This is a genomic window from Stenotrophomonas daejeonensis, assembly GCF_001431505.1.
GTDB classification, from domain to species: domain Bacteria; phylum Pseudomonadota; class Gammaproteobacteria; order Xanthomonadales; family Xanthomonadaceae; genus Stenotrophomonas; species Stenotrophomonas daejeonensis.
Window position 1 is genome coordinate 1 of the sequence record NZ_LDJP01000062.1, and the last position, 12,040, is coordinate 12,040.

General features: G+C 67.5%; 12 protein-coding genes. 5 read left to right on the forward strand and 7 right to left on the reverse strand.

What is annotated here, in order from left to right:
- Positions 1-164: 164 nt before the first annotated feature.
- Both ABB34_RS10600 and ABB34_RS10605 read right to left on the reverse strand, forming a co-directional pair.
- Positions 165-719: a queuosine precursor transporter gene (locus ABB34_RS10600; protein ID WP_057641295.1), complete on the reverse strand. Its 555-nt coding sequence runs from the start codon at positions 717-719 to the stop codon at positions 165-167.
- A gap of 460 nt (positions 720-1,179) precedes the next feature.
- On the reverse strand, positions 1,180-2,151 hold the full coding sequence (locus ABB34_RS10605) for a mitochondrial fission ELM1 family protein (protein WP_057641296.1): 972 nt from the start codon (positions 2,149-2,151) through the stop codon (positions 1,180-1,182).
- A gap of 132 nt (positions 2,152-2,283) precedes the next feature.
- On the opposite strand from ABB34_RS10605, the gene ABB34_RS10610 reads away from it, so the two are divergent.
- Entirely contained in the window at positions 2,284-2,874 is a 591-nt protein-coding gene (locus tag ABB34_RS10610) for a malonic semialdehyde reductase (RefSeq protein ID WP_057641297.1), read from the forward strand.
- Positions 2,875-2,961: 87 nt separating this feature from the next.
- Positions 2,962-3,633, forward strand: a complete 672-nt coding sequence (locus ABB34_RS10615; protein WP_083490161.1) for a YceI family protein — start codon at positions 2,962-2,964, stop codon at positions 3,631-3,633.
- Positions 3,634-3,714: 81 nt separating this feature from the next.
- Here the strand turns inward: ABB34_RS10615 and ABB34_RS10620 are convergent, their stop codons facing one another.
- Positions 3,715-4,116: a hypothetical protein gene (locus ABB34_RS10620; protein WP_057641298.1), complete on the reverse strand. Its 402-nt coding sequence runs from the start codon at positions 4,114-4,116 to the stop codon at positions 3,715-3,717.
- A 279-nt stretch (positions 4,117-4,395) separates the two neighbouring features.
- A complete protein-coding gene (locus ABB34_RS10625; RefSeq protein WP_057641299.1) occupies positions 4,396-4,707 on the reverse strand; it encodes an I78 family peptidase inhibitor in 312 nt (103 codons plus the stop codon).
- Positions 4,708-4,885: 178 nt separating this feature from the next.
- On the opposite strand from ABB34_RS10625, the gene ABB34_RS10630 reads away from it, so the two are divergent.
- Positions 4,886-5,944, forward strand: coding sequence for a linear amide C-N hydrolase (locus ABB34_RS10630; protein WP_057641300.1), 1,059 nt, complete (start codon positions 4,886-4,888; stop codon positions 5,942-5,944).
- A gap of 31 nt (positions 5,945-5,975) precedes the next feature.
- Here ABB34_RS10630 and ABB34_RS10635 read toward each other — a convergent pair whose 3' ends face one another.
- Both ABB34_RS10635 and ABB34_RS10640 read right to left on the reverse strand, forming a co-directional pair.
- Entirely contained in the window at positions 5,976-6,767 is a 792-nt protein-coding gene (locus ABB34_RS10635) for a siderophore-interacting protein (RefSeq protein WP_057641301.1), read from the reverse strand.
- Between the two features lie 77 nt (positions 6,768-6,844).
- Positions 6,845-7,414 (reverse strand): PadR family transcriptional regulator, encoded by a 570-nt coding sequence (locus ABB34_RS10640; RefSeq protein ID WP_057641302.1) that lies wholly within the window; start codon positions 7,412-7,414, stop codon positions 6,845-6,847.
- On the opposite strand from ABB34_RS10640, the gene ABB34_RS10645 reads away from it, so the two are divergent.
- Together ABB34_RS10645 and aceE are read left to right on the forward strand one after the other, a co-directional pair.
- Entirely contained in the window at positions 7,400-7,633 is a 234-nt protein-coding gene (locus ABB34_RS10645) for a hypothetical protein (RefSeq protein WP_152979585.1), read from the forward strand. The genes ABB34_RS10640 and ABB34_RS10645 overlap by 15 nt on opposite strands.
- A gap of 351 nt (positions 7,634-7,984) precedes the next feature.
- Positions 7,985-10,672, forward strand: a complete 2,688-nt coding sequence (gene aceE, locus ABB34_RS10650; RefSeq protein WP_057641304.1) for a pyruvate dehydrogenase (acetyl-transferring), homodimeric type — start codon at positions 7,985-7,987, stop codon at positions 10,670-10,672.
- Between the two features lie 129 nt (positions 10,673-10,801).
- Here the strand turns inward: aceE and ABB34_RS10655 are convergent, their stop codons facing one another.
- A complete protein-coding gene (locus ABB34_RS10655; protein WP_057641305.1) occupies positions 10,802-12,025 on the reverse strand; it encodes an MvaI/BcnI family restriction endonuclease in 1,224 nt (407 codons plus the stop codon).
- Positions 12,026-12,040 lie beyond the last annotated feature (15 nt).

Consider the following 12,040-nt stretch of genomic DNA (forward strand, 5'->3'; position numbering starts at 1 on the left):
ATGGAGTCCCGATGGTTCAGGCGTCGCTGACTGCGTTTGCCCCGCATCCGCCCTTCGGGCACCTCGCTCCGCGCCCCGGCCCGGCGCAGCGCGCCGGGCGTTCAAGCGTGTGCGAGCCAGTGGCTCGCGAGCAACATGCTTTCACCCCGCAGGGAGAAAGGGCGTTACATCCGCGCCGGCGCCATCTTCCACAGCAGCGCGCGGAACGGCACCAGCAGGCACAGGCCGATGCCCAGCTTCACCAGCCAGTCGCCCACCGCCCAGCTGAGCCACGGCAACGCCGAGCCGGCGAAGGCGATCGACCAGAAGATCGCCGTGTCCAGCGTCGCGCTGCAGGTGGTGGCCACCGCCGGCGCGCGCCACCAGTTGCCGGCGCGCAGGCGGTCGAACACGGTGATGTCCAGCAGCTGCGCGCAGATGAAGGCCATGCACGAGGCGATGGCAATCCGCGGCGTGGCGATCCACAGCGACAGCACCACCGCCACCGCGAAACCGGCCCAGGCCACGCGCCGCGCGGCGCGCGGGCCGAAGCGGCGGTTGATCAGGTTGCTGACCAGGAACGCCACCGGGTAGCTGAAGGCGCCCCAGGTCAGCCAGTCGTTGATCGGGTACTGCACCAGCACGTTCGAGCCCAGCACCACCGCGCCCATCGCCAGCACGGCCAGCAGCAGCGAGGTGGGGGTCAGCGGGGCGAAACGGATGGGCGGATACGGGGACATGGACGGCAATGCCGGCACCAGGGGCACCGGGGAATGATCGGAAGGGGAAACCGCCCTGCCGGAACCGGCAGGCGCGGGGCCGGGCATTGTAAACGTCCGGCCTGAATCAGGCGTGGGCGCATGCCGGTGGCTTGCGGCGTGGTGCCCGATCATGTGCACCTTCGGTGGATGCGAAGGCCTCATGTGAATGGTTCCGCATCACGTAGGTGCCGGGCTTGCCCGGCACGGGGCTTTGCCGGGACCTGATTGGTACGAAGTTTCAGTTTCAAGCCCCTCTCCCTTCGGGAGAGGGGTTGGGGAGAGGGTATGGGGCGAAGCCGCGCGGTATTTGATTGCACCAGGCTTCGCCGGAACCCTCATCCGCCCCTTCGGGGCACCTTCTCCCGGAGGGAGAAGGGATAAGCTGAAAGTCGGTGCTGACCGGGTACCGGGAAGGCTCCATGCGGGGCAAGCCCCGCAGCTACAACCCCAGCCTTGCCTTCACTTCGGCGGCGATGCGCGGGGTTTCGCGCAACGGCTCGATGGCCGGTTGCGGGCCAGCCGCCAGCGCATCCCGCGCGTCGAGCAGGCGGCCACGCGCGCGCAACGACTGCTGGAATCGTGCCATCCGCGCCTGTGCGCGTTGGCCGAGCAGCACGCCCACCGGCACGCGGGTGGCGCAGGCCTCGGACAGCAGGTTCACCGAATCCGGGGTGCAGACGATGCGGTCGGCCCAGCCCAGCAGGCCGGCATACGGGTTGGAGCCGTCGCCGCCATCGCTCCAGATCACGCCGGGGACATCGTCGAAGGCGCGCAGCAGCGCCTGCGTCACCGCGCGCGGGGTGCGCCGCGAGGTGGTCGCCAGCACGCTGCCGCCTTCGCCGCGGATGCATGCGGCCAGCTCGGCCAGCAAGGGCGCGATCTCCTGCTCGCGCCACGGCGCATGCTCGGTGGGCCCGCCCACCAGCAGCGCGGTGCGCGGGCCGGGCAACTGCTCGAAGCTGGAAAACGCGGCGCGGCCGCAGGCCAGCCATTCGTCGTTCACCGGGTTCAGGCTGCCGAGCAGGGTGAGCACGTTGCCGCCGCGCAGGCGGTCGTGCTCGGGCACCACCAGCAGTTGCCAGTGGCGCGGGGTGATGCGCGGGTCGAGGATCTGCACGGTGTGCGTGCCGCGCCGGCCAAGCACGCGCAACGCGCCGGCGGCCTGCCGCCCGCAGCCGATCGCCAGCGCCGGCGGGTTCGCCGCCAGCCGCGCGAAGCCTTCCCCGTAGCCCTGCGCGGCGCCGGGCAGCCACCGTGGCGCCAGCCAGCGCCACGGTGCGCGCGGCTGCAGTTGCAGGCGCTGCTGCCCCCCCAGGCGCAAGGCCGATGCCAGCGCCACGGCCTGGCGCAGGTTGCCGGCGCGGCCGTCGGTAATCGTCCAGGGAAGTGTCGATTGTTCTGCGTGTGGCATTGATTCGTTTCAATCGGGCCTGGGGTTGCAGCGGTCGTGGCCCCTTACACTGCGGCCACTTGTTCGTTGTGCCATTGTTGCGGCCTTCATCGCGCAATGCCACGGCCGCAGCCCATTCGCCCTGGAGTTTCCATGTCCGACGTTTTCGACGATGCCGCGCTCGACCAGCTGTTCCGCACCGCCCGTACCCAGAATGCCTTCCAGGACCGCCCGGTCGAGGACAGCCAGCTGCACGCGCTGTACGAGCTGCTGAAGTGGGGCCCGACCGCGGCCAACGCGACGCCGGCGCGCTTCGTGTTCGTCAAGTCGGCCGAGGCCAAGCAGAAGCTGGCGCCGGCGCTGTCCGAGGGCAACCTGGCCAAGACGATGGCCGCGCCGGTCACCGTCATCGTCGGCTTCGACCTGGATTTCCACGAGAAGCTGCCGTACCTGTTCCCGCACACCGACGCCAAGAGCTGGTTCGACGGCCCGCGCGAAGGCCGCCACGAGGCCGCGTTCCGCAACGGCAGCCTGCAGGGCGGCTACCTGATCCTGGCCGCGCGCGCGCTGGGGCTGGACGCCGGCCCGATGTCCGGCTTCGACAACGCCAAGGTCGACGAGGCCTTCTTCGCCGGCACCGCGATCAAGTCCAATTTCCTCGTCAACCTCGGCTACGGCGACCCTGCCGGCGTGTTCCCGCGCCTGCCGCGGCTGTCCTTCGACGAGGCCGCGCGCATCGCCTGATTGCCGCACCCGGCGCCGCCAGTGGATGCCGGCCCTGTTGAACCCCGCACCTTCCTCCACCCATCCAGCCCCGTACCGGAGAGACCGATGAAGACCATGAAACTGCTGCTCCCGCTGGCCCTGGCCGCCGCCATCGCCGCCTGCTCCCAGCCGGCCGAACCGGCCGCCGCCGTCGATGCGGCCACCGCCGCGCCGGCCGAAACCGCCGCCGCTCCCGAAGCCGAGGCCTTCCAGGTGGCGTCCGGCACCTACAAGCTCGATCCCAGCCACACCGACGTGCTGGTGCAGTGGAACCACATGGGCTATTCCAACCCGAGCGCGCACTTCGGCGATGCCGACGGCACCCTGGTCTACGACGCCGACGACGTGGGCAAGTCCAGCGTGGAAGTGACCCTGCCGCTGTCGGGCCTGAACAGCTTCACCGCCAAGTTCGACGAGCACCTGCGCAGCGCCGATTTCTTCGACGCGGCGCAGTTCCCGACCGCCACCTTCAAGAGCACCAGGGTGGAAGCGGCCGGCACCAACAAGCTCACCGTCACCGGCGACCTGACCGTCAAGGGCATCACCAAGCCGGTGACGCTGGACGTGACCATCAACGGCGCCGGCGAACACCCGATGATGAAGGTGCCGTCGGTGGGCTTCGATGCCACCACCACGCTCAAGCGCAGCGATTTCGGCGTGGGTGCCTATGCGCCGGCGGTGAGCGACGAGGTCAAGGTGCGCATCACCACCGAGGCGTCGATCCCGAAGGCCGAGTAAGCCCGGCAATTGCCGATGCACGAAGGCCCGCCATTGGCGGGCCTTCTGCTTTCCGTGGGTGCATGGCCCGGCTGCCGTGCCTCAGCCCAGTGATTGCAGCCACGCGGCGGCGGCAGTGCTGGGCGTTTGCCCGGCTTTCACCGGCAAGCCGCTGGCCTGCACGAACGTCTGCGCGGCCTGCGCCAACCGCTGGCGCGCGACCAGCATGACCTGCCGGGCCGCGGCCTGCTGCTTGCGCAGCTGCACGATGTGTATCGACGGCCGTCCCGCCGGCGCGTACTTCTGGTCGCGGCGCAGCACGTCCGTCACCTGGTCGACGTCATGTTCGGCCTGCAGCAGCAGGTGCTGCGCGCGCACCAACGCACGCAGCGGCTCGCGCAATGCCTGCGTTCGGGCCAAGCCGGCCAGCGCCGTGTCGCAGTGCGCGTCCGCGGCCATGCGCTCGCGCAGGGCTTCCAGTCCCGCCATCGTCAGCTTGCCCACGCCATCGCCTGTTTCACCGTGACCGGGCGCGATTGTCGCATCGACACGTCTGTTGGAGTGCGAGGGCATGTCCGTAGATGCGGGGCTTGCCCCGCATGGGGCATTACCAGGGGAGCTCCCGTGCCGGGCAAGCCCGGCACCTACGAGGCATCTTGTAGATGCGGGGCTTGCCCCGCATGAAGCTTTCCCGATGAGCCCCGTGCCGGGCAAGCCCGGCACCTGCAACGGCGTTGCTCGTTGGGGTGCCAGGGAACGTCGTTTCTTTGCCTGCCGCTTGGCTTATTCGCAGCGCACCGCGGTGATGGTGTTGCCGGCGTCGAGGTACACGCGCAGGCGGTCGCGGCGGAAATCGCGGGAGACGACCGTGGTCGGGCCGACCGGGTTCACCAGCCCGGCGCCGCTCTCGCGCGACAGCCGGCGCATGTTCGCCTCGTTGCCGGGCTCGCCTACCGCCCACTGCGACTGCGAGGCATCGCACTGGCCGTCGCCGGCGACGGTGGGGCCGGGCGTGCTCAGGCAGCCGGACAGGCCCGCGGCGAGCAGCGCGGCGCTGGCGCAGGAACGGAAATGGCGGGGGAACCGTGGGGTCATGGCAGGCAACCGGATGAACCGCCGGAAGCATAGCAGCCACGGCCCCGGGCATGCCGGGCCGGCGGCGCACATCGCGGCACGGGGGAAACGGCGCGGGCGTTCACGGCTGCGGGACGGCACTTGTCCTAGCGTCGCCCGGAACCATCACCGAAACAGGGCGGAAGGGGAGCTTGCAGCCATGAAGAATCCGGGGAAATCCATCATCGCGGCGTGCATCGCCCTCGTCGCCGGCGGCCTGGGCCAGCAGGCAGACGCCTGCACCCGTTTCGTCTACCAAGGCGCCGGCAACGAGGTCATCACCGGCCGTTCGATGGACTACAAGGTCGATACCGGCACCCACCTGTGGATGTTCCCGCGCGGCATGCAGCGCACCGGCGAGGCCGGCGCGAACTCCCTGCGGTGGACCTCGCGCTACGGCAGCGTCGTCGCCAGCGCCTACGACATCGCCATCACCGACGGCATGAACGAGGCCGGGCTGGTCGCCAACCTGCTGTGGCTGGCCGAATCGGAATACCCGGACCGCGACAGCGGCAAGCCCGGCCTGAGCATCTCGGCGTGGACGCAGTACATGCTCGACAACTTCGCCAGCGTCGACGAGGCGGTGAAGGCGCTGGCCGACGAGCCGTTCACGCTGATCACCGACAGCCCGCCGGGCGAACAGCGCCTGGCCACGCTGCACCTGTCCCTGTCCGATGCCAGCGGCGACAGCGCCATCATCGAGTACATCAAGGGCAAGCAGGTCATCCACCACGGCCGCGACTACCAGGTGATGACCAACTCGCCGATCTTCGAGGAACAGCTGGCGTTGAACGAATACTGGCGGGCGATCGGCGGCACGGTGATGCTGCCGGGCACCAACCGCGCCGCCGACCGCTTCGCGCGCGCCTCGTTCTACGTCAACGCGATCCCCAAGTCCGCCGACCCGGTCGAATCCGTCGCCTCGGCCTTCGGCGTGATCCGCAACGTGTCGGTGCCCTACGGCATCACCACGCCGGACCAGCCGAACATCGCCTCCACGCGCTGGCGCAGCGTGGCCGACCAGACGCGCAGGCTGTATTTCTTCGAGTCGGCGTTGGCGCCCAACGTGTTCTGGGTGGACCTGAAGAAGATCGATTTCTCTGCGGAAACCGGCAGGACCCGGCGGCTGGACCTGGGCCAGTACCAGCGCACCATCCATTCGGGCGAAGCCAACGCGCAGTTCGAGGAAACCGCGCCGTTCCGCTTCCTGGGCGTGTGAGCCCGGGTTCGTCCTTTGCCGATCCCGCCGCTTATTCCGCGTCGTCGGGATCGGCCTTCCAGTAGCCGGTGGCGCGGATCCATTCCTTGGGCACCTGCAGGTGGCCTTCGACGAACTTGCGCATCAGCCGCGCGCGCCGCGACTCGACCGCGATCCAGTAGAACGCATCGCCGTCGGGCGCCTCGAAATCCACCAGCGCGTCCTCCAGCAGGGTGCTGCCGGCCGCGTCGAAGCCGTTGCGCTCGAACCACGTCACGTTGACCTGCGCGGTGCTTTCCAGCGGCTGGCGGTCGCCTTCCTCGGGGATCTCGACGAACACCTCGGCCACGGCGTGCGCGGGCAGTTCCGCCAGCCGCCGGGCGATGGCCGGCAGCGCGGTTTCGTCGCCGATCAGCACGTAGGCATCGAAGTCGTCGGCCACCACGTGCGAGCCGCGTGGGCCGGCCACCACCAGCGCGTCGCCGGGGGCGGCGGCGGCCGCCCAGCTCGTGGCCGGGCCATCGCCGTGCAGCACGAAGTCCAGCACCAGCTCGCCGGCCGCTGCGTCGTAGTGGCGCGGGGTGTAGTCGCGGGCGGGCGAGGGCGGCTTGCCCTGCGGGTAGCGCGGGCCGTGTTCGGTCAGTTCCGGCAGCACGAACTCGCCTTCGGCGTTGGGGAAGAACAGCTTGACGTGGTCGTCCGGGGAGCGGCTGTCGAAGCCTTCCAGCGCCGGCCCGCCGACGACGATGCGCTGCATGTTGGGCGTCAGCCGTTCGCTGCGCAGCACCTGCAGGTGGCGGAAGCGGGGCGTGAGGCGGACCAGTCGGGTTTCATGGCGTGACATCGGGAATCCTGCGCAGGGTGGGGAATGCGGGAGCGCCACGGCCAGCGGCCGTGGCGGGTGTTGGTGCGGTGGCCGGCTCAGGCCGTCGCATCGTCGGCGTCGATGCGGCCATGCGCCTGCATCAGGATGCGTGCGACGCGTGCGGCTTCCTCTTCGGTCCACAGGCCCTGGCGATCCAGCAACGCACGCTTCAGCTGCTCCATCGCCTCGCGCACCGGCGGCGGGATGGTGGCCTTGGCCATGCGCCGGGCGCTGTCGCGGGTGCGGGCCTGCGCGGCATCGATCATTTCGCGGTTGGCGTCGATCTGCTCGCGGCCGGCGTCGGTGATGGCGTAGCGCTTGCGGCTGCTGTCCTGCTCGGCGGCGATCAGGCCCATGTCCTCCAGCAGCGCCAGCGTCGGGTAGACCACGCCGGGGCTGGGCGCATAGGCGCCGCCGAACAGTTCGCCGATCAGCTGGATCAGCTCGTAGCCGTGGCGCGGCTGTTGCTCGATCAGCGCCAGCAGCAGCAGGCGCAGGTCGCCGCGGCCCAGCGGCCGGCGCGAGCCGCCATCGCCGCCGCGGCCCCCGCGTCCGCCACCGCCGCGGTGTCCGGGATGGGCGCCGCCGTGGCCGTGTTCGCCGTGGCCCCGGTGGCCGCCCTGCATGCGCATGCCGCGCCGGTGCGGGCCGCCATGCCCTTCGCCGCTGCAGTGGATGCGGCCGGCGTGGTGCCCGCGATGGTGCGGGTGCAGACCGTCGGCGCCCACGCCATCGCGGGCATGCGGCCGGTGGAAGGGATGCCTTTCGGGGCGGAAGAAGGGATGTGCGTGGTGATGATGATGGGATTCAGTGTTCTTCATTTTCAGATATATCGATTTTTGTAGAAGAAAAGATATATCTAAAAGCGCGGAATGCCAATGCGGAAATCAAGCCATGAAGGGTCCCGTTCAGCTTGGGGAGTCGATGCCGTGGTCCCGCCTGTTTCGTCGGCCAACTGCCGGCGCCATCGGCGGCATCGGGACGGTGTGCTTCATCGCCATCGGCCGGCTGCGGACAGGGTGCCCGGATTGTCCCCGCATGGCGTCCGTGGCCTGTCGCGGATGTCTTGCGGACAGCGGCTTTCCAAGCCTCCATACGTATGCGTAGCCAGCTTTGCGGGCAACCGGGTGCGTTACACTTTGCGGCTCGAAACTAACGAACAAGCGCGCGCGTGCGTGCAGTAACTGGGAGCGACAATGAACTGGTTGAACGAGGTGCTGAACAACGATCCGAACCCACTGGAAACCCAGGAGTGGATCGAGTCGTTGAAGGCCGTTATCGATGTCGAGGGCCCCGAGCGCGCGCATCAACTGCTGGAAGGCATGGTCGAGCTGACCCGACGTTCGGGCGCGTACCTGCCGTTCTCCCCGACCACCGAATACGTCAACACCATCGAGCCGCAGCTGGAGGCCAAGAGCCCCGGCAACGCCGAGCTGGAATGGCGCATCCGTTCGATCATCCGCTGGAACGCGATGGCGATGGTGGTGCGCGCCAACCGCAAGCCCGGTGACCTCGGCGGCCACATCGCTTCCTTCGCCTCCGGCGCCACGCTCTATGACGTGGGCTTCAACCATTTCTGGCGCGCCCCCAGCGAGAACCACCCGGGCGACCTGCTGTTCATCCAGGGCCACAGCTCGCCGGGCATCTACGCCCGCGCCTTCCTCGAAGGCCGCATCGACGAGCAGCAGCTGGACAAGTTCCGCATGGAAGTGGACGGCGGCGGCCTGTCCTCCTACCCGCACCCGTGGCTGATGCCGGACTTCTGGCAGACCCCGACCGTGTCGATGGGCCTGGGCCCGCTGGCGGCGATCTACCAGGCGCAGTTCATGAAGTACCTGGAGCATCGCGGCCTGATCGAGAAGAGCGACCGCAAGGTGTGGTGCTTCATCGGCGACGGCGAGAGCGACGAGCCGGAAACCCTCGGCGCCATCGCGCTGGCCGGTCGCGAAGGCCTGGACAACCTGATCTTCGTGGTCAACTGCAACCTGCAGCGCCTGGACGGCCCGGTGCGCGGCAACGGCAAGATCATCCAGGAACTGGAAGGCGTGTTCCGCGGCGGCGGCTGGAACGTCATCAAGCTGCTGTGGGGCTCGTACTGGGATCCGCTCCTTGCCAAGGACACCGACGGCGTCCTCAAGAAGCTGATGATGGAAACCGTCGACGGCGAATACCAGAACTGCAAGGCCTTCGGCGGCGCCTACACCCGCGAGCATTTCTTCGGCAAATACCCGGAGACCGCGGCGATGGTGGCCAGCCTGTCCGACGACGACATCTGGCGCCTGAACCGCGGCGGCCATGACCCGCACAAGGTGTACGCCGCCTACCACCAGGCGGTGAACACCAAGGGCAAGCCCACCGTGATCCTGGCCAAGACGGTCAAGGGCTACGGCATGGGCAGCGCCGGCGAGGCGCTCAACCCGACCCACCAGACCAAGAAGCTGGACGACGAGGCGGTGCGCCACTTCCGCGACCGCTTCAACATCCCGGTCACCGACGAGCAGCTCAAGGACGGCCAGGTGCCGTTCTACAACCCCGGCCCGGATTCGCCGGAAGTGCAGTACCTCAAGCAGCGCCGCGCCGAACTGGGCGGCTACCTGCCGGCGCGCCGGCGCAAGGCCAGCAAGTCGTTCGTCGCCCCGCGCCTGGAAACCTACGAGCGCCTGCTCAAGGATTCCGGCGAGCGCACCTACTCGACCACGATGGCCTTCGTGCAGACGCTGAACATCACCCTGCGCGACAAGGAGATCGGCCCGCGGCTGGTGCCGATCGTCGCCGACGAGGCGCGCACCTTCGGCATGGAAGGCCTGTTCCGCCAGATCGGCATCTACGCCCCGTACGGCCAGAAGTACAAGCCGGTCGATGCCGACCAGCTGATGTACTACCGCGAGGACCAGAGCGGGCAGGTGCTGCAGCAGGGCATCAGCGAACCGGGCGCCATCGCCTCGTGGATGGCCGCCGGCACCAGCTACTCGGTGTCCGACGTGCCGATGCTGCCGTTCTACATCTACTACTCGATGTTCGGCTTCCAGCGCGTGGGCGACCTCGCCTGGCAGGCGGCGGACATGCGTACCCGCGGCTTCCTGCTGGGCGGCACCTCCGGCCGCACCACGCTCAACGGCGAAGGCCTGCAGCACGAGGACGGCTTCAGCCAGCTCGTGGCCGGCGGCATCCCCAACGTGCGCAGCTACGACCCGACCTTCGGCTACGAAGTCACCGTGATCCTGCAGCACGGTACCAAGGCCATGCTCGAAGACCAGATCGACGAGTACTACTACATCACCCTGCTCAACGAGAACTACACCCACCCGGCGATGCCGGAGGGCGCGGCCGAGGGCATCATCAAGGGCATGTACCTGCTCAAGGACGCCGGCAAGCCTAAGAAGGGCGAGCTGCGCGTGCAGTTGCTGGGCAGCGGCAGCATCCTGCGCGAGGCCATCGCCGCGGCCGAACTGCTGGACAAGGACTTCGGCGTCACCGCCGACATCTGGAGCTGCCCGGCCTTCAACGAACTGCGCCGCGACGGCTTCGACGCCGAGCGCTGGAACCGCCTGCACCCGGAAGGCGAGCAGCGCAAGGCCTACGTCACCGAACTGCTGGAAGGCCGCCAGGGCCCGGCGATTGCCGCCACCGACTACGTGCGCGCCTACGCCGACCAGATCCGCGCCTTCGTGCCGATGACCTACTCGGTGCTGGGCACGGACGGCTTCGGCCGCTCGGACACTCGCGCCAACCTGCGTCGGTTCTTCGAGGTGGACCGTTACTACATCGCGCATGCCGCGATCGCGGCGTTGGCGAAGGATGGGAAGATGACGGCGAAGGATGTTGCCCGGGCGATCAAGCAGTACAACATCGACCCGGAGAAGGCGAACCCGGTTGGGGTTTGAGTCGGACTTCCTGCGGTGCTGGCAGTCATCTGGTTTTCGTAGATTAGGAAGGGCGGCTTGGCCGCCCTTCCTTCTTGATTTTGTGCGGGAGGCGCGTCCATCGGTTTTGGGCAATGGGAAGATAACTCCTTAGAACGTATGGAGTTCGCCGGGAGGAAATAGCAAGTCCATGTCTCGTTTCCAGATCTTGAAGAGGGGGCCTTGCTCTTTGACCCGGCCATCGAGATCTTTCGTGATCAGGTGGTCGACGGTGACTATGCCGGACTCCAGTAGTGTGGGTAGGGCGTTGATCATGGGTTTTCGCGTGTGCAGCACATGCTCGTAGCGGAACTCCTCTGCATCGCCCGATTTGCGGCTGGCGGCAGTTACCCAGAATGTTTCGGGATGTTTCGTTGCAAGTGATTGCTTCAAGTCTTCGATCCGCCACGCGACGACTTGCGGATGCTTGGGGTGTTGGCTGTTCTCGTGCAACAGGGCTTGGTCCCGACTGAACTCAAGGTACAAGCCTTGGCTGTTCGGTACACGGGCGGAAACAGTGCAACGTAGCTGCCTTTCGTACTTTTCAGTTGCACGTCGGTAGCCAAAGGTATCCAGGATCGCGGCACTGCTCTTCAGGTGGCTGATCGACCAATCCGGGACTTTCGCGAAGAGGGTTTGCCGATTCTTCCCGCCTTTCCTGCCCGACTTGATTTCGATTCCCTTGTAGTCGGGGAGGCGGGAACTGTTGGTGCGGATGCCCAGCAGTTCCTCAAGTAGCCTCCCGACCTCGGTATCGCGCCGCTTGCCAGCGATACCGCGATGCCATTGGCCGGAGATGCCCCGTATGAGGGCAAGCAGCTCATCGGCAACAGTGCGGGATACGGCAAGCAGCGGCGCAAGTATCGCCTCAAGGTCGATGTCGGTGCAGTCCGCAATGCGGAGCCGCTCCCCGTGCCGGGGAGAAACTCCGGGGACTAGTCCCGCGTTGCTCGCATTGACCACGAGAAGTTCGTTGTTGCCGACGGCAATGAGTACCAGGACATTGCCCGGTTCCGCATGCTGTGCCAGTCCATAGATCCAAAGGCGGGGGTCTCCCTTCTTGGTAACTGGTCGATAGAGGCTCGTGGTCGTGGAGACGATGCCTGCGGAGGTAGCGATACGGGTGGGGACGAGCTTCTTATGGTCCCCACCCTGTTCTTGCTTGTCGAAATCATGGACCCCTGACGCCTTCAGGAAATCCCTGACGCTACCGGTGGCATCCATGATGCCCTTTGCCATGCCGGTGGCGGTAGGGACGACTAGGCCTACGTCTAGCCCCTTGTTTGTGAAATAACGCAGTACTTCTTGGATGGAAACGTCGGCGGCGGATAGCATCCTTTCCTCGGGAAC